The 21,461-nt window shown below is 64.0% G+C and carries 24 protein-coding genes; 7 read left to right on the forward strand and 17 right to left on the reverse strand.

Annotated features, from left to right (window positions below; all coding sequences use genetic code 11):
• The first annotated feature begins 201 nt into the window (after window positions 1-201).
• Window positions 202-906 (forward strand): helix-turn-helix transcriptional regulator, encoded by a 705-nt coding sequence (locus BFD71_RS25675; protein WP_028206371.1) that lies wholly within the window; start codon window positions 202-204, stop codon window positions 904-906.
• On the opposite strand, the gene BFD71_RS25680 is transcribed toward BFD71_RS25675, so the two are convergent.
• On the reverse strand, window positions 890-1,204 hold the full coding sequence (locus BFD71_RS25680; RefSeq protein WP_035514098.1) for a helix-turn-helix transcriptional regulator: 315 nt from the start codon (window positions 1,202-1,204) through the stop codon (window positions 890-892). The two genes, BFD71_RS25675 and BFD71_RS25680, sit on opposite strands and share 17 nt — an antisense overlap.
• A gap of 168 nt (window positions 1,205-1,372) precedes the next feature.
• Between BFD71_RS25680 and BFD71_RS25685 the strand changes: the two genes are divergently transcribed.
• Window positions 1,373-1,963: an acyl-homoserine-lactone synthase gene (locus BFD71_RS25685; protein WP_069267131.1), complete on the forward strand. Its 591-nt coding sequence runs from the start codon at window positions 1,373-1,375 to the stop codon at window positions 1,961-1,963.
• 136 nt (window positions 1,964-2,099) lie between these two features.
• On the opposite strand, the gene BFD71_RS25690 is transcribed toward BFD71_RS25685, so the two are convergent.
• Entirely contained in the window at window positions 2,100-3,662 is a 1,563-nt protein-coding gene (locus BFD71_RS25690; RefSeq protein WP_069267132.1) for an MFS transporter, read from the reverse strand.
• 335 nt (window positions 3,663-3,997) lie between these two features.
• Here BFD71_RS25690 and BFD71_RS25695 point away from each other — a divergent pair, with 335 nt between their 5' ends.
• The 3 genes from BFD71_RS25695 (at window position 3,998) to BFD71_RS25705 (ending at window position 6,809) form a co-directional block, all read left to right on the forward strand.
• Window positions 3,998-4,459: a universal stress protein gene (locus BFD71_RS25695; RefSeq protein ID WP_069267133.1), complete on the forward strand. Its 462-nt coding sequence runs from the start codon at window positions 3,998-4,000 to the stop codon at window positions 4,457-4,459.
• Between the two features lie 185 nt (window positions 4,460-4,644).
• Entirely contained in the window at window positions 4,645-5,397 is a 753-nt protein-coding gene (locus BFD71_RS25700; protein WP_083245469.1) for a helix-turn-helix domain-containing protein, read from the forward strand.
• A 134-nt stretch (window positions 5,398-5,531) separates the two neighbouring features.
• Window positions 5,532-6,809, forward strand: coding sequence for an SUMF1/EgtB/PvdO family nonheme iron enzyme (locus tag BFD71_RS25705; protein ID WP_069267134.1), 1,278 nt, complete (start codon window positions 5,532-5,534; stop codon window positions 6,807-6,809).
• Window positions 6,810-6,860: 51 nt separating this feature from the next.
• Here the strand turns inward: BFD71_RS25705 and BFD71_RS25710 are convergent, their stop codons facing one another.
• Entirely contained in the window at window positions 6,861-7,472 is a 612-nt protein-coding gene (locus tag BFD71_RS25710) for an NIPSNAP family protein (RefSeq protein WP_069267135.1), read from the reverse strand.
• Between the two features lie 116 nt (window positions 7,473-7,588).
• Between BFD71_RS25710 and BFD71_RS25715 the strand changes: the two genes are divergently transcribed.
• Window positions 7,589-8,455, forward strand: coding sequence for a LysR family transcriptional regulator (locus BFD71_RS25715; RefSeq protein ID WP_069267136.1), 867 nt, complete (start codon window positions 7,589-7,591; stop codon window positions 8,453-8,455).
• Between the two features lie 19 nt (window positions 8,456-8,474).
• Here BFD71_RS25715 and BFD71_RS25720 read toward each other — a convergent pair whose 3' ends face one another.
• Complete coding sequence (locus BFD71_RS25720) at window positions 8,475-8,900, reverse strand: winged helix-turn-helix transcriptional regulator (protein WP_256094924.1); 426 nt, start codon at window positions 8,898-8,900, stop codon at window positions 8,475-8,477.
• Window positions 8,901-8,979: 79 nt separating this feature from the next.
• Here BFD71_RS25720 and BFD71_RS25725 point away from each other — a divergent pair, with 79 nt between their 5' ends.
• Window positions 8,980-9,822: an alpha/beta fold hydrolase gene (locus BFD71_RS25725; RefSeq protein ID WP_256094925.1), complete on the forward strand. Its 843-nt coding sequence runs from the start codon at window positions 8,980-8,982 to the stop codon at window positions 9,820-9,822.
• A 97-nt stretch (window positions 9,823-9,919) separates the two neighbouring features.
• Here the strand turns inward: BFD71_RS25725 and BFD71_RS25730 are convergent, their stop codons facing one another.
• The 13 genes from BFD71_RS25730 to BFD71_RS25790 form a co-directional block, all read right to left on the reverse strand.
• On the reverse strand, window positions 9,920-10,558 hold the full coding sequence (locus BFD71_RS25730) for a type II secretion system protein (protein ID WP_256094926.1): 639 nt from the start codon (window positions 10,556-10,558) through the stop codon (window positions 9,920-9,922).
• The gene (locus BFD71_RS25735) at window positions 10,555-10,944 is read right to left on the reverse strand and encodes a type IV pilin protein (protein ID WP_069267138.1); all 390 of its coding nucleotides are present in this window, start codon (window positions 10,942-10,944) and stop codon (window positions 10,555-10,557) included. The genes BFD71_RS25730 and BFD71_RS25735 overlap by 4 nt, the downstream gene beginning before the upstream one ends.
• Before the next feature lie 9 nt (window positions 10,945-10,953).
• Window positions 10,954-11,481 (reverse strand): type II secretion system protein, encoded by a 528-nt coding sequence (locus BFD71_RS25740; protein ID WP_069267139.1) that lies wholly within the window; start codon window positions 11,479-11,481, stop codon window positions 10,954-10,956.
• 24 nt (window positions 11,482-11,505) lie between these two features.
• On the reverse strand, window positions 11,506-13,749 hold the full coding sequence (locus tag BFD71_RS25745; RefSeq protein WP_069267140.1) for a type IV pilus secretin PilQ: 2,244 nt from the start codon (window positions 13,747-13,749) through the stop codon (window positions 11,506-11,508).
• The gene (locus BFD71_RS25750; protein ID WP_069267141.1) at window positions 13,750-14,343 is read right to left on the reverse strand and encodes a hypothetical protein; all 594 of its coding nucleotides are present in this window, start codon (window positions 14,341-14,343) and stop codon (window positions 13,750-13,752) included.
• Window positions 14,340-14,906 (reverse strand): hypothetical protein, encoded by a 567-nt coding sequence (locus BFD71_RS25755; protein ID WP_069267142.1) that lies wholly within the window; start codon window positions 14,904-14,906, stop codon window positions 14,340-14,342. Before BFD71_RS25755 ends, BFD71_RS25750 begins: the two co-directional genes overlap by 4 nt.
• Window positions 14,903-15,433: a hypothetical protein gene (locus BFD71_RS25760; protein ID WP_069267143.1), complete on the reverse strand. Its 531-nt coding sequence runs from the start codon at window positions 15,431-15,433 to the stop codon at window positions 14,903-14,905. The genes BFD71_RS25755 and BFD71_RS25760 overlap by 4 nt, the downstream gene beginning before the upstream one ends.
• The gene (locus tag BFD71_RS25765) at window positions 15,430-16,320 is read right to left on the reverse strand and encodes a hypothetical protein (RefSeq protein WP_069267144.1); all 891 of its coding nucleotides are present in this window, start codon (window positions 16,318-16,320) and stop codon (window positions 15,430-15,432) included. The genes BFD71_RS25760 and BFD71_RS25765 overlap by 4 nt, the downstream gene beginning before the upstream one ends.
• A complete protein-coding gene (locus BFD71_RS25770; protein ID WP_069267145.1) occupies window positions 16,301-18,025 on the reverse strand; it encodes a GspE/PulE family protein in 1,725 nt (574 codons plus the stop codon). Before BFD71_RS25770 ends, BFD71_RS25765 begins: the two co-directional genes overlap by 20 nt.
• A gap of 18 nt (window positions 18,026-18,043) precedes the next feature.
• Complete coding sequence (locus BFD71_RS25775; protein WP_069267146.1) at window positions 18,044-19,243, reverse strand: type II secretion system F family protein; 1,200 nt, start codon at window positions 19,241-19,243, stop codon at window positions 18,044-18,046.
• Window positions 19,244-19,298: 55 nt separating this feature from the next.
• On the reverse strand, window positions 19,299-19,760 hold the full coding sequence (gene gspG, locus BFD71_RS25780) for a type II secretion system major pseudopilin GspG (protein ID WP_069267147.1): 462 nt from the start codon (window positions 19,758-19,760) through the stop codon (window positions 19,299-19,301).
• Between the two features lie 189 nt (window positions 19,761-19,949).
• Window positions 19,950-20,618 carry a response regulator gene (locus tag BFD71_RS25785; RefSeq protein WP_069267148.1) on the reverse strand — a complete coding sequence of 223 codons (669 nt, stop codon included), beginning with the start codon at window positions 20,616-20,618 and terminating at the stop codon, window positions 19,950-19,952.
• A gap of 30 nt (window positions 20,619-20,648) precedes the next feature.
• Window positions 20,649-21,272 (reverse strand): SCO family protein, encoded by a 624-nt coding sequence (locus BFD71_RS25790; RefSeq protein WP_069267149.1) that lies wholly within the window; start codon window positions 21,270-21,272, stop codon window positions 20,649-20,651.
• Window positions 21,273-21,461 lie beyond the last annotated feature (189 nt).

Raw genomic sequence — 21,461 nt, forward strand, 5'->3', positions numbered from 1 at the left:
AATTCTCTCCGATGTCACCGAAATCTGACAGAAATGACCCCGGCAAAGCGGGAGGATTGCAGACGAGGTGGGATCGGATAGGAATTTAGTGATAAATTCTTACATCATAAGAAGCGAGGAGCGAGTGTCTGAGGCTTGCCCCGCGATCTCGCCCAGCGCTGATGGAGAGTGTTGAACGTGCCTCTACATTTTATTGAGCAGATGTCGCCCGTACTCGACGCGCCCGAAGAGGCAGCGTGGTTCGACGCGGTGGCGAAGCTCGCCAGCTCGTGGGGATTCAGCCAGCTCATGCTGGCTATCTTGCCGCGCCCGGGCATGAGGCTCGAGGATGCGTTCATCCGCACGAACTACTCGGCCGCCTGGCGGCAGACGTACAACGACCACGGGATGGCCTACTTCGACCCGACCGTGTCGCACTGCACCACGCGCTCGGCGCCGCTCATCTGGTCGCCGGAGCTGTTCGCGACCGAACAGCAACAATCGATGTACGAGGAGGCCCGCTCGTACGGGCTGCGCGCAGGCATCACCCTGCCGATCCATGGCCCGCGCCAGGAAATCGGCATGCTCTGCTTCGTCAACGACGCGAATCCCACGGACAAATTCTGGGACGACGTGAACCGCGCCTTGCCGAATCTCGTCCTGCTGCGCGACCTCGTGCTGGACACGAGCCAGCGGCATCTGAACGACCATGTCCAGTCGCTGATTCCCAAGCTCACGCCACGGGAAAAGGAATGCCTCAAGTGGACTGCGCTAGGCAAGTCCACTTGGGAAATTTCTCACATCCTGAATTGCTCTGAGGCCGTCGTGAACTTCCACATGAAGAACATTCGCGGGAAGTTCGGCGTGAACTCACGGCGAGCGGCAGCCGTGATTGCAACCCAGATGGGTCTTATTGACCCGGGCTAAGCACCATCGGTGCTTCGCCGCGCAGCACGCGCTCGGCACGGCCAAGGTCGCCGTCCGAAATCGTCTTGTTGAAATACAGCCCGAGCAGGATCGACACCGGCGGCGGAATCTCCGCGCCCGACTCGAACCGGCTGCCGCGCGACTGCGTCACGCCGAAGCGCGCCCAGAAGCGGCGCTGGCTCTCTTTCTTCTTCTTCCGATACGCAATGATCAGGACGCGGTCGACGACCGAGGACAGATCCCCCGGGGACGACATGGTATTCGCACCCGAGTGCCATTGATTGCCCATAAGTTCCATGATGACTCTCGCTGTCAGATATGCCTGATGAGTGACTGCCGCGGAAGTGATTCTCCTTAAGAGGCCCTATCTGCGCACCTACCTATCTAGATAGGTGTTTTTTTATATTCATAACGCATAGCTTTCGAACCGTACTGCCGCGCCTCCACACAAATCGGGAGAGTTGTCATGCAAGCTGCGATACGGATCGGACTGAGACAGGACTTCGACAACGAGGACATCAACGAGATGTACCGGCTGCGCGCGCGCGTGTTCCGCGACCGCCTCGGCTGGGACATTCCCACCATCGCGGGGATGGAAATCGACGGCTACGACGCGCTCGGGCCCCATTACATGCTGATCCAGGACGGCGCGGGCCACGTGCGCGGCTGCTGGCGCCTGATGCCCACCGAAGGCCCCAACATGCTGCGCGACACGTTCCCGCAACTGCTGCAGGGCAAAGCTGCGCCTACGTCGCGCAACATCTGGGAACTGAGCCGCTTCGCCATCGAATCCGGCAACGACCAGGCGTTCGGCTTCGCCGACGTGACCATGAGCGCAATGCGCGCGGTCGTCTCGTTCGCCGACCGGGCGGGCATCAACAGCTATGTGACGGTGACCACCACGCCGATGGAGCGCCTGCTGCGCCGCACGGGCATCGAGCTGACGCGGCTTGGCGCGCCGATGCGCATCGGCGTGGAGAACGCCGTCGCGCTCGAAATCGCGATGAGCGAGCAAACGCACCACGCGCTATTCGGGGCAATGGCCCACGCCGCCTGAGGGCGACGCCGCGCAGGGACAAATACGCGCTGGCTGGGCGCCGCGGCCTTTCTCGCTCAGCCAGGCATACTGTTGTTTTTGTCAGACAAATATTACCGAAACCGCGCCGACGGCCTACACCCGAACGCTGCGCGCCCTAATCGGCCTTGACCTCGTCGGCGGGCGCCTCCGCGCTTTTCTGCGCCGCCGACGCGCTGCGGCTGAAGCGGATGTGGGAAATCCGACCCACGCACAGGGCCGCCGCGAGCGCCGCGCAGCCCGTCAGGCCGATCCCCAGATGGATCGCATCTACCAGTACGTGGCGCACCGCATCGATCAGCGCCGCGCCGTCGAGCCCCGCCGCCTTCATCTGCGCGACGAGACCCTCGCGCAGCGACGGGTCGATCAGCACGCGTGGATCGGCGAGGTGGGGTTGCCAGCGCTGCTGCAGCGGCGCGCCGATCACCGCCAGCGCGTCCCCCACCCCGGCCGCATAGCGATGGCTGACGATGGTCGCGACGACGCTGGTGCCGAGCATGCCGCCCACCATGCGCGTGGATTGCAACAAGGCAGTCGTGATGCCGAAACGCTCCCGCCCGGCGATCTCCTGGCCGAAGATATTCAGGTTGTTCAGGATGAAGCCGAGCCCGATGCCCACCGCCGACATCGCCAGTTCGAGCCAGAGGTGCGCCGTGTGGCGGGACGCGAAGGCAAGACCGGCGGAAGCCGCGACCAGCAGGCTGAAGCCGACCGTGAGAATCGTCGTGGGCTTGCGCAGCCGGATCACGATGCGCGTGTTGATGAGGCTGCCTAGCGCGATACAGGCGGCGATCGGCGTGGCGAGCAGGCCCGCCTCCTGGGGCGACAGCCCGAAGCCGCCCTGTAGCAGGAGCGGCGCGAAAAAGATCAGCGAGAACATCACGAAGCCCGAAAGCGTCGAGAGTGTAAACAGGGTGACGAGCTGCGGGTCGCGAAACAGGTCGAGCGGGATGATCGGGTGCGTCGCGCGGCGCTCGCAGGCCTGCAGCGCCGCCGCGCCGGCGAGGACCGCCAGCGCGAGCGCGCCGTTGCCGGGCGTCAGGCCGCTTTTGGGCACCGCCTCGATCAGGGTCTGGAAACCGCCCAGCACCAGCGCGACGAGCGCGGCGCCCGTCCAGTCGATGCGCACCTCGCCGGTACGCGCCGGCTGATAGCGCGGCAGATGCGCCCAGATGAAATAGAGCGCCAGCGCGCCGACCGGCAGATTGACGAGAAAGGTCGAGCGCCAGCCAAAGTGCTCGCTGAGCCAGCCGCCCAGTGAAGGCCCCGCTGCCGTGCCGATGCCGTAGGCGGCCGCCATCACGACCTGCCAGCGTACCCGGGCGCGCGGGTCGGGAAAGAGATCGGGAATCGAGGCGAACGCCGTGCCCACCATCATCCCGCCTCCAACGCCTTGCAGCGCACGCGCCGCCGCCAGAAAACGCATGTCGGTCGCGAGCCCGCACAGCACGGAGGCCACCGTAAATACGATCACCGCGGCGATCACGAAGCGCTTGCGGCCAAAGTAGTCGCCGAGCCGGCCGAACACGGGCACCGTCACGACCGAGGCCAGCAGGTAGGCGCTCGCGATCCACGCGTAGAACTCGAAACCGTGCAGTTCGGCGACGATCGAGGGCAAAGCGGTGCTGACGACGGTTTGATCGAGTGCGACGAGCATGTTGACGAGGCCGATGCCGAGCATGGCCAGCAGCGCGTCGCGAAACGGCAGGTTAGCGGAGGAAGGTTTCACGGGAGGGGAAGAGACTGCGCGGAGCGAAAAAGAGGCAACAATAGCGGGATGCCGGTGCGCGTGCAACATAACGGCATAGCAAACGAAAACCTGGCGGCGCTGCGGTATTCCGACGCAAGGCACTTGATCTTCCTTCCAGTACCTTCCACATTTCATACAGTCCGACTGCGTTTTTACTTGCGATCCATTAAGCTTCTCGCCAGTTACGACACAACACGCCGCGCCCGCCTCCTCACAGCTTCGCCCGAGGCCGCGCGATTCTCGATCCCACTCAAAGAGGAGGTCTTATGTACAAACGCATCCTTGTCGCCGTCGACGGCAGCGCCACGTCGCGCCGCGCCTTCGAAGCCGCGCTCGACCTGGCGAAGGCGATGGGCGCGACCCTGCAGCCGTACTACGTGATCGAGAACACGCCGATGTATTTCGACGCGCCCGGCTACGACCCGTCGATCCTGCGCAACCAGATGATTGCGCAGGGCAACGAACTCGCGGAAGAAATGGACAAGGCGATGGGCGAGCTTGGCGTGCAAGGCGCCATGGTCACGGGCGAAGCGTCCTCGCTCGACGACGTGCCGACGCTCGTGCTCAGCGCCGCGAAGACCGCGGGCGCCGACCTGATCGTGATGGGCACGCACGGCCGCCGGGGCTTCCAGCGCCTCATCCTCGGCAGCGTTGCCGAACGCTGCGTGCGGCAATCCACGCTGCCTGTCCTGCTCATCCCCTCGGCCGCCGGAAATGCCGGCGAGTAGTCGCGTCGAGCGCACGCGGTTTTGCGTGTTATCGAAAAGTCGCTTGCGCGCCGTCAGACGCCGCGCGAGCGGCTTCTGACAAGCCTCAAAACGATTCATCTTAAATGCGCGTCGCTTTGCCACTAATCTGAGATTCGACCCCGGTAGACAATGCCTGGACAGAAATCAAAGGAGCATTGTCCACGATGAACCATACTGTCGCTTCTCAAACCACCGTGCGCCGCAGCAATCGCGCGCCGCTAACGGCGCCGCGCACGTCAACGCGCTGTTCGGTTTGCGCCATGCGGCACCTGTGCATGCCCCAGGGCCTCACGCTCGACGACCTGCCAAAGCTCGAAGCCTTGATCTGCTCCGCGCGCAGCGTGCGGCGCGGCGAAGCCCTGTATCGCGCCGGCGACGCATTCGACACCCTCTATGTCGCGCGCTCCGGCTCGCTCAAAACGGTCATGGCACACCGCGACGGCCGCGAGCAGGTCACCGGCCTGCGTCTGGCCGGCGACCCGCTCGGCCTCGACGGCATCAGCACCGGCTTCCACACCTGCAGCGCCGTGGCGCTCGAAGACAGCTCGGTCTGCCTCATCCCCTACTCGGCCCTCAAGCATTTGTGCCGCGAAACCGGCGCCATGCAAGACCGGCTGCACCGCCTCATGAGCGAGCAGCTCATTCGCGAATCGTCGCAAATGATGGTACTCGGCTCGCTCTCCGCCGACGAACGCGTCGCCGCGTTCCTGCTGGACGTTTCCGAACGCAACGGCCAGCGCGGCTATTCGCATGCGGAGTTCAACCTGCGCATGACCCGCGAGGACATGGGAAGCTATCTCGGCATGACGCTCGAAACCGTGAGCCGCACCCTGTCGAGATTTCAAAAGCGCGGCCTGATCGACGCACAGGGCAAGCTGATCCGTATCATCGATATCGAAGGTCTGCGGCATCTGTAATTCGCGGCAAACCCCGGGCGGCCGGCCAGCCCGGGGCGCCCGCGCCGCCCCTCGTTGGCGCGGCAACGCCGTTGGCACAACTCCTGCGCAGGGTTAAAGTTTCGTACTACGCCCACGCAAGGAGAATCGCCGAAATGCATCTCCCGCAATCCCCCACGCTCGCAGCCCGTCTGGAAGCGGCGCGCAGCGCCAGCGACGCGCTCTTCAACGTCGTCAAGCCCGAGTTTCTGTACGAGCGGCCCATTCGGGAGCGGCACCGTATCGTCTTCTATATCGGCCATCTGGAAGCATTTGACCGTAACCTCTTCGACAAGCGCCTGTTCGACCTGCCCTCCGTCGATGCGCGCCTCGACCAGCTGTTCGCGTTCGGCATCGATCCTGTCGATGGCGGCCTGCCGACCGACGTGCGCGCCGATTGGCCCGACCTCGCCGAAGTCCTGGCCTACGGACGCGATGCACGCAAGCGCATCGACGCGCAGCTCTCGACGCTCGACCTGCCGCCCGATGCCTCGAATCACGACACGCCAGGCCGGTTGCTGAACGTCGCAATCGAACATCGACTCATGCACGTCGAAACGCTCGCCTACATGCTCCACCAGCTGCCGTTCGAGCAAAAGCAGGCGCCCGCCGCTACGGGCGCGCGCACCGACCCGCTCCGTACGGTCAAGGCCGGAACAGTGCAGGTGCCCGCGGGCCGCACCGAACTCGGCATGACCGCCGAGCGCGGCCTGTTCGGCTGGGACAACGAGTTCGGCGAGCAGCAGGTCGACGTGCCGGCCTTCGAGATCGACCGCTACATGGTGACGAACGGCGCATTTCTCGAATTCATCGAGGACGGCGGCTACGACACGCGCGAACTCTGGAACGACAAAGACTGGGCCTGGAAGGAAAGCGCACGCGTGGCGCACCCCGTGTTCTGGTCGCGCGGCGCCGAAGGCTGGACACTGCGCACGATGTTCGAAGACATCGCATTGCCGCTTGCCTGGCCCGTGTATGTGAGCCACGCCGAAGCCAGCGCCTTTGCGCGCTGGCGCGGCATGGCGCTGCCGAGCGAGGCACAGTGGCAGCGCGCGGCGCACGGCGCGCTGCCCGGTCGCAGCGACAACTTCGATTTCCGCGACTGGAACCCGGTGGCCGTCGACACCACGCCGGACAGCGCCAGCACGTGGGGCGTGGAAGGCCTGTACGGCAATGGCTGGGAATGGACCTCCACGCTCTTCGGTCCGCTGCCGGGCTTCAAGGCGTTCCCGTTCTATGAAGGGTATTCGGCAAACTTCTTCGACGGTCAGCACTACACAATGAAAGGCGGCTCGCCGCGCACGGCCCAGTGCATGTTGCGGCCGACGTTCCGCAACTGGTTTCAGCCGCGTTATCAGTATGTTTATGCGGGTTTTCGTTGCGTGGGCAACTGATTCGCCAATCGAACACGCGGCAGAACGCGATCGGCAAGCTACCGGACGCAGTCAACGAAGCGGCGAGTCGACAGTTGGAATCCAGATCGTGGAAGTCGCTTCGTAAAATTGCTCCGGCCCGCCCTTCGGCGGCCAGATGCCGTCGGCATACGATTTTGCGCGAATCGCGATGCGCTCATCGAGGCTGTTCCAGGGCCAGATATGCGTGATGCGCGGCGCGCCATCGAGCGCATACATGTTGAGCGTCAGCGGCGACCGTTTTGAGCGCTCGGGCATCGCCGCCTCCCAAGCCTCGATGGTCGGCGTCAGTCCGCCTGGCTTGAGCCAATAGGTGCGGAACTCGTAGTACTTGCCGAAGACTCCCGGCTCAACGGCCGGGAGAAACGGAAAACCGGCGTAGCTCTCGCTCTCGAATATACAGGCACTGCTGGCGGCCCCGAACGGATCGGGATGGTGCAACTCGCGGTGGCGTTCGCGCGCCAGTTCTTCCGCATCGGCGAAGCCGCGCAGAACGCGCACGCTTCCGAGCCGGCCGTTTTCCGAGGTCCAGATCCCGAGCCTGCGCCCCATGGCAACCGGACGATCGAGCCACGTCTGCGCATTCGCGATCACCTGGGGGAGCTTCAGAATGTGGGACGACAGCGTAGTTAGTTCGTAATGCATAGCGAATCTCCTGAGTCCATGAACGCCCCTTCGGACGTCCTTGACGGACGAGATTAGACTGGTCCCATTCGGAAGAGAATTCCCTCTTTTCTCACACACTCTGTCGGAAAATCGCCATGTTCGACTGGCAGGATCTACGTTATTTTGTCGTGCTCGCGCGCGTGGGGACGCTTTCCGGTGCCGCAGGCGCGCTGTCGGTCGAACATGCGACCATCGGCCGGCGTGTCGCGTCGCTGGAAGCGGCACTCGGGTTGAAGCTGGTATATCGGTTGCCTCGCAGCGTTCGCCTGACCGAGGACGGCAAGGCCATCGCCGCACTGGCCGCGCCGATGGCCGAAGGCGCGCTGGCGATCGAGGCTTATGCGTTGCGTGCTTCCGCCTCGTTGTCCGGGACGATACGCATCAGCGTGCCGCCCACTCTCGGCAGCCATTGCATCGCACTGCACATGCGCGGGTTCCGCGAAGCCAACCCAACGGTGAAGATCGTCATGGAAGGCGCCGCCGGCATCGCGCCACTGGATCGCGGTGTCGCCGACATTGCCATCCGGATGGTCGAGCCCAGGGAGGCCAGTCTGGTCACGCGGCGGATCGGGGCGATCCGCTTCGGCTTGTATGCCAGCCATGATTACGCCACGCGCTCCGCGGCACAATGGGAGTTCATCGCCAATGACGCATCACTGGACCATGTGAGTCATCAACGCTGGCTGCGCGCCTATCTCGAAGGGCGGCCCATCGTATTCGAAACAGGCGATGTGATCGGCCAGCAGGCGGCGGCTCGAAACGGTGTCGGCGTCGCGCTCCTGCCGACGATGATCGGCGATGGCGACACGGCACTGGTCAGGGTCGGCGGAAAAGCAGCGCCGCCGGAAACACCGCTTTGGCTCGTGACCTATCCCGACCTCCGTCGCACGCCGGCCGTCAAGGCCGTCATGGCGTTTCTGGTGGAATGTGTTAGCCGCGAACCGCATTTTGCAGATTCCTGAACCTCCTGCCGAATCGACGTCACTGACCTTCCCTTCTGTCGTAGGCATTCTGAGCCTGCTCGATTTCGTCCAGATGCTTGATCGACCAATCATATACGGCGCCGAACGGAACTTGCAGCGTGCGCCCCAATTCGGTAATCGAATATTCGACCGCCACCGGCGAAGCATTGATCACTTCGCGCGCAATCAGACCATTGCGCTCGAGACGCCTCAGGGCCTGCGTGAGCGCCTTGTGTGTGATGCCTTCCAGGCGCCGCTTGATTTCATTGAACCGTGTCGGCTTCTCCGTGAGCAGCGTAAGCACCGACCACTTGTTGGCCACCTGATCGAAAAACGAACGCGCGGCACAGTCCGCAAAGAATACGGCGTCAACCTCGCAAGCCATGCAGATATCCTCCTGTATATCTACGCACTTCGTGGTGCGTAATTGACCGTAGATCTCCAACGTATACCATGAGTATCACGCAAATTGCCTCGGGCCCTGAGTCTGAATGGCTTCGCTCGATCACCACGGAGAATACAGAATGGAAGCAGATCCAGGCAGTTCAACATTACTCGACGTAGCCGATTTCGCCACTCCAACGGACGTCTCCATAGCACGACTTTCTGTATCAGATCGCGGCACTGGGAAGAACGTGATGTTCTTGCACGGCTGGACCTGCGATTCGCAGGATTGGAGTGCGCAATTACCCGTCTTCGCGAGCAGGTATCACGTCGTCGCCGTCGACCTGCGCGGACACGGCGCGTCCGAGGTCCCGCCGTCCGGCGCGTATTCGCCGAAGGACTATGTAGCCGACATCGAGGCGCTGATTGCGACGCGCTACCCGAACGAGAGCTTCATCGTCGTGGGACATTCGATGGGCGGCCAGATCGCAGCCCGTCTCGCGGCACGCCGGCCCGATCTGGTCAGCGCCGTCGTCTCCGTCGACGGGGCTCTCGGGTTTTCAAGCGAGGCCGCTGAGGTCTTCGAGAAAACTGCGCGTGAATTGAACACAGGCGATCCTCGCGCGGTCGTCGCCGCGTTGTTCGAGCACGTCTACGGGCCCGCGACCGATCCGGCTCACAAGCGTCGGCACGCGAGCCGGCTGCAAGCCATGCCGCTGCACGTCATACGCGAATCCTACGCCCCTTTGTTCTTTGGCGACGATCAGACAGGCATTGGAGACGCGAGCGCGCGATTCTGCGCGGGCTTGCAGATCCCCTTCTATCACCTGTGTATCGACCCAGTCCAGGCCGACAGGATGCGGCCGTGGTTCTCGCACCCAAAATCGAAAGTGCAAGCATGGTCCAATGCGGGTCACTGGATCATGCAGGACCGCCCCGATGACGTGAACGCCGCCGTGGCTTCATGGATCGATTCGCTTTAGCCGGTCGCCATTGGTTTTCGCCAGGGGCACACCGCTTCGGCATGATCCCGGTTATCGGGATGAGCGCCGTCGCGACACGATGGCGAGCAAGATCGGTTTACCTTGACCCGGGCACCCGCTGCCCCGGCAGGAAGCCGCCATCGAAGCCAGAAAGCGCAGGAAAGCCGGTCGATTTACTGGGCGCGGCAAGGCCGCCGGCATTGCTCTGCGTGGTTCGCAGGCCGGGGGCCAGAAACAGGAACTTCCAGCCGTCGTAGGTCTGCGCCCCCTCGAAATCCTCGTACTGCCGCGGAAATCCGGCGCGCTTGATCGTGGCCTCGTCTGAGCGGCTGAAGACCCCGTAGAAGCGATCGCCCTGCAGCATGGGCACCCAGTCGTTCTTGCCCGTGACCGGATCCGGATAGGCAAAGCGCAGATGATGCAAGGGCTTGGGAAATCGTCGGTCGTCGAGCAGTTCGTCGACCGATGCGGGATAAGCCCGGCCGACGCGGTAATACCTCAGAATCGCGAGCCGGTACTGGTTGCCGGCGAACAGCAGCTGCTTTTCCTGCTCGCGGCGGCGTTGCAGCGACCACACGTCGAGCGCCCCCGCCAAGGCAATCGACATCAGCATCAGCGCAATCAGGAGCGTCAGCAGCACCAGCCCGCCCTCACCCGCGGCACGCGGCCGCGAGCGTCGCCTCACGCGCGCCCTCGCGCGCGAGGCGACACGTGCCGTGCAGGCCGCGCGGATCATTTTGCGCTCCCCTCTGCGCGCGGTGGCGCTCCCTGAGGAGCACTTGCCGGCGCCACGTCGTAGACGCCCGGCTTGTTTTCGTCCGGCGAAGCGATTACCGCCCATTTTTCGTCGCCATTGACCGGATCGACAGGAACGGCGCGCAAGTAATGCTTCGCCACCAGTTCGTCGAGCGTCTCGGGATACTGGCCGTTGTCTCCGTAGTACTGATCGATCGCGTTGCGCATCACCGCGACGTTCTGCTGCCTGACCTGCTCCTTGCCGCGTTCGATGCTGTGCATGTAGCGCGGCACCGCGATTGTCAGAAGCAGGCCGATGATGGCCATTACGACGACGAGTTCGATCAGCGTGAAGCCACGGGCCTTGTGAGTGCGAGCGGGTTTCATGATGCATCGTCACCATTGTTTGTACGGGACGCCGTTAATGCCGACGCGATCGGATTTCGACGACACGTCGAACACATCCTTGCCAGCCTGTTCGCTGCTCATGCCCGGATCGCCGCCCGCTGCCTGATCCGGCGGCTCTCCATAAGACCGCACGCTCCATGTATCCTCGGCAAGCGTGTCCGGGTCGCCGCTAAAGAAAGGATCGCGCGGCACGTGACGCAGGAACATCAGCAGCCCGCCTTTCGGATCCCTGGCGTTCTTCACACCCGTCACGAGCACGCTCAACGTCGGCGGATAGCCGGATGCTTCGGCATCCTTGTCGATGAGACCGGTATCGCTCGCCTCCTTGTAGGCGTCGAGCGCGGTACGGATCTCGCGCAATGCGTCGCTTAGCTGCTGCTCCTTCTGACGCTGCACCATCAGCTCCGAAAACGGCATGATTGCTAGCGCGAGAATGCCGACGAGCGCGAGCGTGACGACCAGTTCGATCAGCGTAAATCCACGCTGCTCGAACTGGCGTGCGGCGCGCAGGCGCATCGTTGCCGTTCCGGTAGCCACGGCTCAGTACCCACCCTCGACGGGGCGAAGCGGGTTATCGCTCGGCATCGTCCCAGGCGGCATCGTCAGCATCGGCGGCGGTGCGGGGGGCGCAGGCGCTGCGGGCGGTGGCGGCGCGGCGGCCGCAGCTTCGCCACCCGCCTGCTCCGCGGCCGTTGGTTCGGCCGATGCCGGCGCCGCGCCCTGGCCGGACTGCGGCGCGGGAGCCGCTTGCGGCGTGGGTGTTCGCGAGAAGCGTCCGCCGTACGGTTCGGGGGGCGGCGTCGTGCGCGGCGGCGGGGCCATTTGCCCGAACGCGCCGTTCGAAGGCGACGGCAGCGCGGGGTACGCCTCGGCGCCGCCTCGCGACGACGCGCCTCCAACCGTACCGCCGCCGACCATGCCCGGCATCGGCTTCACCGCAGGCGCCATGGACGTTGCCGCGTTCGCCACGACGGGGTCCAGCCGGAGCTGATCGGCGTGCACGTTGACATCGGTGCCCGACCACAACTCCTGCGTATCCGCATCGGCGGCAAGCTGCGGCCGGACGATGTGCGGTGTGATCTGCAACACGATCTCCGTCTTGACGTGGTCGCCCTGGTGGTTGGAGAACAGCCTCCCCAGCACCGGCAACTGGCCAAGACCGGGCACCTTGTTGGCGTTCCTGCGGTCTTCGTCCGAAATGAGGCCGCCGAGAATCTGCGTTTCGCCATCGCGCAGGCGCAGACTCGTCGAGGCGCTGCGCGTGCCGATCTGATAGGCGAGCGAATTCAAGCCGTTCGAATTGCTGCTCGAAATCGTATTCGTGATGTTGCTGACTTCGAGATTCAGCTGCATGCCGACGTCGCCGTCGCGATAAACCCGTGGCTGCACCTCGAGCTTGATGCCGACATCGAGGTACTGAATCATTTGCGTATAAGACGGGCCGCTCGTGCTCGGCGTGCTGGAACTCGAAATCACCGGCACCTTATCGCCGATCATGATGCGCGCCTTCTCGTTGTTGCGCGTCCTGATACGCGGGCTCGCGAGGAGATTCGCGTCGGTATCGGTGAGCTTGAAGTTCGCCGTGGCCGAGAGGCTGCTGACATTCAGTTCATTGATCGTCAGATGATGCAGCAGGCCCCATGTCGTCGCGGTGCTCGGCGTCGACATCGTGAACGAGTTGGGCCAGTCGATACCCAGATCGGTGAGGCGCTCGTGCGACACTTCCAGCACCTCGACTTCCATCATCACCTCGGGGTCCGGCAAATCCTGCGCGGCGATCATTTCCTCGGCCACCTTGATCGTGTCGGGTGTGCCGCGAACCGTTACCGTATTCGCACGCTCGTCGATCACGACTTCCTTGACCTTCAGAATGCTCTTGAGCAACTGCTGGATCTGCTTGGCGTCGACGTTCGACAGCTGGAACGTGCGCACCTTGAGTTCCTGATATTCGAGCTGCTTGGCAGGCGTGGCGGGATAAATGAACAGCGTGTTCGCGTTGAGTTGCTTCTTGTCGAGCTGGTTCTGCATCAGAATCATGTCGACCGTGTCCTGCACCGACGCGTTCGTCACGAAGATCGTTGTCTTCAGATCGGCGCGGACGTCACGGTCGAAGATCACGTTCAATCCCGTGGTGCGCGACAACGCTTCGAACACCATGCGCACGTTCGCGTCGCGAAACTGCAGCGTCACGGGCTTCTGCATGATCGACGAAGCCGCAAGCTTGTCATCGCGATCCGCGCGCTGCTGGCTGAGTTTGGCGTTGAGTTCAGTCTGCATCTGCTGCGCAAGGGTGTTGGTCGGGTTCTCCACCAGCACGCGGTGCACCCGCTCGGCCGCCTGCGCATACGCGCCGCGCTTCATCATGCGTTGGGCCTCCTGGAGGATGGCCAGGTCCTTGCGGTCCTGATCGATCTGCAGGCCGATCTTGCGGATACGCTCATTGGTCGGGTCGATGTCGTACGCCTGGAAGAGATTGCGGATCGCTTCGTCGTACTGATAGTTCTTGCGGTACTGATCGGCCTGGTCGAGCAGCGTGTTGACCTGGGCGTTGCGCTGGTTCAGATAGTCGACCTTCGCCTGGGCGTCGGTCGGATCGTCATGCACGTTCGGCACGTGCATGCAGCCGCTAAAGGCGAGCACGGACACCGCAATGGCAAGCGCGCGTCTTCTCGCGACCTGAATCGCGTCCGGGCGAGGAACAGGGTGCCAGATGACTGGCGAGAGGCGTCTTGCTGGGCCGCTGCCTGAGTCGCGGCCCGCACCCCGTGTGCGTGAGGTTTTCATTTACTTGTCCTCTCGTGGAATGGCGACCACCTGTCTTTCGTGCAGCGGCAGATAGGTCAACACGACGTCCGACTCCGACACGGACTCGACGCGGTACTGGTTGTCGATCACGTCGCCCGGCGACACGATCAGCAACTGGTCTGCGTTGCTGAGAAAGACTTGCGGCTTCGCCGCCTTGGCATCGAGTTGCCCCACGTAGGCGAAAGGCACGGGCGGCGCAGTGGGCGGCGCGGGCCGCACCGGCGCGGCCGGCACTTCGACGGGCGGCGGCGGAAGCCACGATGACGCCGTGAAGGGATCGTGGGCCGATTCGAGCGAAAGCGGCGCGCGCAACGAGACGAGCTTCGCACGGGCCGCCGACGACGCCGACGCCGCAGACGCAGACGCAGTCGCCGCTGCCTTCGCGGCCGCCTCGGTGGCATGCGTATGACGCCTGGCATCCAGCCTCGCATGCATATCGATGCGACGCTGGCTGTCGAGCGCAACGACCTGCGCCGGCATCTGGCGCGCCGCGACCAGCACGCGATACCCTGCCCCGGCGGCCGCGATTGCGCAAAACACCAACAGCACACGCATGGGCAGAGCGGGTTTCATGGCTGGGCGCTCCGGTAAATCAGTTCGAAGCGCACCCGCGCATCGAGAATATTGCCGTCCACCGCGGGACGTTCGACATGGATTTCCCGCAGCGCTGCATTCGGCACGTTGTTGAGCACCAACGCGAGAAAATGCCGGATTGCGCTGTACTGATCCTTGACGGGCAGCATCACCTGGTAGCGTGTGAAGCGCGCGCCCGCGTCCGTGCTCACCTGATACTCGGCAGACCCGAGTGTCAGTTTGCTGCCGCGCGCCTGTTCGAAGATGGACGCGATATCATCCGCACTCTGCGAAAAGCGCGGAAACAGTTCGGGCAACGCCTCGAGCGCGACCGCATCGACCTGCGCATCGTGCTTGCCGATTGCATGACGCGTCTGGGCCGCCTCGACGACATGGGCCGGTGCCTGCATCTCCTTCGTATCGGCTTCCACGCTGGCAATCTCGGCGCACATGAGTACCGCCGCGCCAATCATCAGGATGCCGATCAATCCAGGCAGGCCGAACAGACGCCGCAGCTCGAATCGCAGTGTCAGTAGCCGGTCGCGCAACGGAGCCGCATTCATGACTTCCTCCAGACGGCGGTGATCTGGAAACGAACCGGCTTGCCCGGCACGTTGTTCTCCACCAGATGGTCGTTGAGTACCGCTTCGCGCAGCAACACGCTGGTCTGCAGATACTTCAGATAGGCAATCATCGCGTCGACATTCTTCGCTTCGGCGGTGATACGAATCTGGCTCTGCGCCGGGTTCTGGTCGATGCCGATCAGCGCGACGTCATGGTCCGGATAATCTTCCACGATCGAAAAGAGGTCCTGCCACGGTACGGTCAGTTCTCGCAGTATCGACAGGCTCTGCTTTTCCGCGAGCCTCGCAGCCAGCGTAGGCGGCGGCTTCACCGCGTGCCTTTGCGCGAACGTTCGATGGCGCACGGCGTCGAGCTGCGCCTGCACGCGATCGCTCTCGGCATAGGCACGCCAAAGCCGCGCGCCGCATCCGAGCAGCAGCAGAACGGCGACACACAGCAGGATCAGGCCGCTCGTCCCGGTGCGCGCACGCCGTCTGCCGAAGTCGATATCGAGGACCTGGATCATTGCGCATACTCCATGAGCCGGCGCGCGGGCGAGTTGTCCGTCGCCGGCTGTGCCGGCCGAACCGCGGCCGCAAAACGCGCTTCGAACGGCGCCGGGTCGGTGTCGTTGCCGAACAGATAGATCGTGCAGTCCTCTCGCTTGAGGCCCGCTCGCGTCGCCGAGCGTTCGAACAGTTGCTCGGCCAGTTCGGCAAGCCGTGACGCATTGTCCGCATCGCCGGGAAACAGGCGCTGCGCATCGTAGGCGGCCCAGCCGCGCCGCTCGATCATCACGGCCTGCATCAGTTCGTCTGCAACGAACATCAGCAGTGCGTCGCCGCCCGCTGCAACGTCGATGCAATTGAGCATTTCAGGCAGGCCCAGTTTCAGGCGCGCAATTCGCAGATGTGCGGACGCGCCGGCCTCATGAATGCCGTCATGAAGCGCGCGCGACATGGCGCTCGCAAACAGCGCACGTCCGCCCTGCTGCACGCAGAAGCGCACCAGCAGCGTGGCGCCGTCGACCCCATAGGTGTCGGTGAAATGGGCCAGCGCGACCTCTTCGAGCTCGCGCGCCCGCAGCGTGCGAAAGTCGCCGCGCAATATCGCGTGGATGCCCCAGAAGTCGTCCAGTACCACGTGTGCATTGCGCGTCGGTGCCTTCGTTGCGCGGGGCGCCTGACCATCCGCATCGGCGGCATCCGCGCCGGGCGTGGCGGCGAGCGCCGCGCGCAGCGCGTCGAGCAGACCCGCCTCTGTGCCGTACTGGTCATCGGGAATCGTGAAGCTGGCCGGCTCCGCAGGCGGCAGGTGCTTGCGCGGCCGCAGAAGTCCGGGCGCGCGTACCCCGACGACGATCTCGCGTGTGCCGACTCCGATCGCAACCGGACTATTCGACCATCGTGACACGATTGATCTCCTCGAGAGTCGTTTCGCCGCGCTTCACCAGATCGATCGCGGCGACGCGCAGTGTCTGCATGCCGTAGCGCATCGCCGCAGCCTTGATTTGACCGAGCGGTGCCCGCTCCGACAGCAGTTGCCGCAACTCGTCGTTCATGCGCAGTGCCTCGGCGATCGCACGCCGTCCCCGATAGCCGCTGCCTCGGCATGTGCCACAGCCGGCGCCGCGGCGAAAGAGGTAGCTGCCCGCAGCGTCCGGGTCGATGCCCGAGCGGATGAGCGTTTCCGTGTCCACCCTGTCTTCGGTCACGCAGTCCGGGCAGCATTGCCGCAACAGGCGCTGCGCGACCACGCCATTGAGCGCGGAGACGAAGCTGTAGGGATCGACCTCCATGTTGGTGAAACGGCCGATCACGTCGAACACGTTGTTCGCGTGGACGGTCGTGAATACCTGGTGCCCGGTCAGTGCCGCCTGCACGGCGATCTGCGCTGTCTCCGGATCGCGGATTTCCCCGACCATGATCTTGTCCGGGTCATGGCGAAGAATCGAGCGCAGCCCGCGGGCGAACGTGAGCCCTTTCGCCTCGTTGACCGGAATTTGCAGGATTTCGCCCAGCTGGTATTCGACCGGATCCTCGATCGTCACGATCTTCTCGAGGCCGTTGTTGATTTCCGTGAGGATCGCGTAGAGCGTCGTGGTCTTGCCGCTGCCGGTCGGACCCGTGACGAGCAGCATGCCGTACGGCATCGACGCGAGCTTGCGCATGAAGCGCGTATCGGCCTCCTGAAAACCGAGTGCCTCGAGCGTCAGACCGCCCGCCGATTGCGAAAGCTGATAGCGGTCGAGAATCCGCAGCACCGCATCCTCGCCGAACTGATTCGGCATGATCGAGACGCGGAAGTCGATTTCACGCCCCGCGTACTGCGCCTTGAAACGGCCGTCCTGCGGCACACGGCGCTCGGCGATATCGAGCTCGGAGATCACCTTCACGCGCGAGAGCACCTGGTCCGCGACGTCGCGTCCCTCGGCACGGCCGACCACGGCGAGCACGCCATCCACGCGGCACTTGATCATGAGCCCGTTGGCGCGGCATTCGAGGTGAATGTCGCTCGCCATCATCTTGAGCGCGTCGTAGATCGTCGAGTTGAGCAGCCTGACCACAGGACTGTCGTCGCTGCTGATGCCCTGCAGCGTCAACGCCAGTGAGGCCGGATCGACCGTCTTCTGGATCGGATCGTCGAACGCGAGGGAATCCATCGCGCGCACGTCCTTTTCGCGCACGGTCAGATACGCATTGATGTCTCCCGCGCTCGCGAGCGCCCAGCTATACGGGACGCCCGGCTGCGAGCGCATCCGATGCTCGACCCAGCCGCGCGTGCGCGCATCGAGCGGATCGGCAATCGCGAACAGCAGCCCGTGAGTGGTGTCGCGATCGCGGAAGCACACGCAGAGGCGAGTCGTCGCTTCGACGAACGAAATCACTTCGAAATCCGGCTCGAGCCGATTCAGCTCACGCATGCCGATCGACTTCATGCGGAACAGCGCGGCCAGTTGCACGCGCAGTTCGTCCGCGCTGAGCGCGGTTTGTGCCATCAGCTCCTCGAGCGCGCGAATGCCGGAACCATGCCGCTCGCCGAGCGCTCTCAGTGCGTCGCGCAGATCGGCGCGCGCTTCGGCTTGTGGGCCATCCGGCTGGGCGATGACGGTATCCACGTGCTTCCCCAATTCGGTTTACTGAATGCTCGACGCAATTTCGAAGATCGGCATGTACATCAGCACCACGATCCCGCCTATCACCACGCCGATGAAGATCATCATCGCGGGCTCGATCAAGCGCGAAATCAGATCGATCGTGCGCGATACCTGCGCTTCCTGGAACGCCGCGATGCGGTCGAGCACGGGCCCGAGACCGCCGGTCTTCTCGGCGACCGTCAACAGGCGGTACGCGATCGCGTTGGCGAGCCCCGCCTCCTGAAACGCATCCGAAACTTTCGCGCCGTTGCGCACCTGGTGCAGCGCGCCCGCGAGCGCCGTCTGGTCCGCTCGTCCAACCAGGCCCTGTGCGAGGTCGAAGGCCTTCACGGCGGGAATGCCGCCATCCACGAGCATGGCCGTCGTGCGATAGAACTGCGACTGACGAAACACGCGAAAGTGTTGCCCGATACCGGGCAGCGCCAGCATGCGATCGGCGATCCAGTTGCGCACGAACGGGCGGCGCAAGGCGAAGCCGGTCGCCACGGCCAGCACCGCGACGCTCACGGACAGCCCGGACCCATGCGCGTGCACCAACCCGCCCCAGGCCATCAGCATGCGCGACAGCAGCGGCAGCTCGCGCCCGCTGTGTTCGAGCAGGCTCGCGAAGCGCGGCACCACGAAACCGAGCAGGAAGAGGACGACCGCCGCGCCGACGAACAGCAGGACCGTCGGATAGATCGCCGCGGACACCACACGTGCACGCAACTCGTGGAGCGTCGCGCTGTTGCGCGAGTAACGCGTAAGGCTGTCGGCAAGGCCGCCGGTCTGCTCGCTCGCCTTCACGCACGCAACCAGAACCAGCGGGAAGATATGGCTTGCGTGCTCGAGCGCCGCGGACAGCGAGTGCCCCTCTTCGAGCTGACGCAAGAGGTCGCGATACACTTGCGCCGACGTCTCGCGGCGCTCGTTGCCGCCGAGCGTGCGCAACGCGTCGACGACGCCCACGCCCGCATCGAGCAGCGCGGCTAGCTCGCGCGCAAAGAGTTCGACGTTGAACCGGCCTCCGGGAAGCCCCAGCCGGTTCGCACGTTGCCGCCGGCCGCCCTCGGCGCGCACCGAGACGACGCGCAGACCGCGGGAACGCGCGAGTGCCGTGGCTGCCGCGGGCGTTTCGCTGTCGATGCGAAGCGTCTGGACCGAGCCATTCGTATCGAAGACACGCAGCACGTACTTCACGTCGACTCTCCTTGCAGACAACCCACCGGCGGCGCGACGACCGCGCCGCGCGCCCCTACCACGACGAGATCGTGACGTTCTCGCCCGTGCCGTCACCGCGTCCGTTCTTGCCGAGCGAAAACAGGTCGTAGTCGCCATGGTCGCCAGGCGAACGATACTGATACGGGCGATCCCACGGATCCACGGGCACCGCCTTCTGCAGATACGGCCCGCTCCAGCGCGTGGCATTCTGCGGCTTCTCCACGAGCGCCTCCAGGCCTTCTTCGGTCGTCGGATAAGCGCCGACGTCGAGCCGGTATTGATCCAGCGCCTGCCCGAGCGACACGATCTGCGCACGTGCGATCTTGACGTTCGACTTGCCGACCTGTTCGAAATATCGGGGCGCAACGAGACCGGCGAGCAAGCCGATGATGACCATCACGACGAGCAGTTCGAGCAGCGTGAAGCCGCGGCGCGCATACGTGCGCGCCGGTGCCGCACGACCGGCGCAACGCCGCGGCGCCTTTGACTCGGGCATCGGCACACCGTGTTGGATAGAGGTCGATTCGCTGTGCACGGCTCCCCCCCCTGTATCGACTCACCGCTTCAGCGCCGCTGAAGCCGTTCAATGCATTCTTGTTCAGGTCGATACGGGCAAGTAGTAGGGAGTGCCGTCCAAAGACATGGGTAAAGACCCTCCAGTTGCACGATCGCGTCTGGAGGGATTTCACACATGCTCGTCGTCGGGCAACGACAGCACGCCCATGTCGATCGCAATGCGCACAAGACCGTTCAGGTTCCGGATGCCGAGCTTGCGCATCAGGTTCGCACGATGCTTTTCGATGGTCTTGGGGCTGAGGCTCAGGCACTCGCCCACCTGGCGGTTGGTGTGCCCTTCTACCACGAGCCGCAGCACCGTGCGTTCGCGGCCCGTCAACGCGTTCCAGAGCTGCGCCTTGTGGGCGAAGTCTTCCTGCGATCCGTGCGCCCCTCCGCTGATCCGGTTGGCGCCGGGCACACGCTTGCCCTGCAACACGAAGCGCATTTCCCGCACCAGTTGATCGAACGACGCGTCCTTGACCACGTAGCCGTCGGCGCCCGCGGCGAACGCCTCGCGCACGTGGTCTTCGCTCCAGTGAACGGTGAGGACGATGATCCGGACGCGCGGGAACTCGCGCTTGATCGCGGTGATCGCATCGAAGCCACTGCCGCCGGGCATCGTCAGATCCATCAGGACCAGATCGGGCAGCGTCTCTCTCGCGAGGCGATGGGCTTCGAGCCCGCCGCTCGCCTCGCCGACGATGCAATAGTCGTCCAGTTCGGACACCATGCGGCAAAGTCCGCTGCGCAATAAATGCTGGTCCTCGGCAATCAGCACACGATGTCTTTTTTCCAATTTCGTCGCTCCTTGCGGGACACTGCAGGCCTAGTTGGAAGCGACGACATCGTGATAGGCGGCGAGCAGTTCAGAAGGCGTGGCAAAGCCGTCGATGCGCAGCCAGGGCTTGCCCGGTGCGGCGCGCAGGAAGGCAACCGGCGTGTGATTCATCTTGTCGCCCCGATAGACGTTGAACGCGCGCTGTGCCGCAATGCTCGCCTCGACCGTGCCGGTATAGTGCTGCCACTCGGGGCCGGCTTCGAACCTGGCCGCATAGGCCTTCAGGCGTGCGGGCGTGTCCTCTTCCGGGTCGATCGAGATCGAGACGATATGGACCTTGTTGCGATCGTCGCCCAGATCGTTCTGAAATTGCTCGAGCGTCTGGCTGGTCATCGGGCAGATCGTCGTGCAGGTGGTATAGATGAACGTGACGATCACCGGACGGCCGTCGTTCAACTCGTCGACGAGCGAAACGGTCTTGCCGTCGTCGCGCACGAGGTCCACCGAAGGCAGCGTGTATTGCCCGGTCGTGCGCGTCGTCATACCCGCCATCATGTGATGATGCATGTGAGGATCGGCGGCGGCGTCATCGGCCGGTGCGCTCCATGCCGCGGTTGCCGCGAGTGCCATGCCAGCCAGCACCCCAAGCCTTAATTTTGCAGTCCTGTTCATACCGGTCTCCAGAAGTGAGGAGAAAGGTCGCTTCTCGCGATGCGCAGGTCGCGGCGCTTTCACTCCCTTGCGAGCCCAGTGTCATGAATTTGCCAACGAGCGTCATGGGTGGAGGGACCCCAAACGACGGTAGGGTATGCCCGCTTGATGGAAAACCCGCACCGTGCAATGGGGGGGTCCCCATACTAC

Origin of the sequence: Paraburkholderia nodosa, from assembly GCF_001718195.1 — a bacterium.
GTDB lineage: Bacteria > Pseudomonadota > Gammaproteobacteria > Burkholderiales > Burkholderiaceae > Paraburkholderia > Paraburkholderia nodosa_A.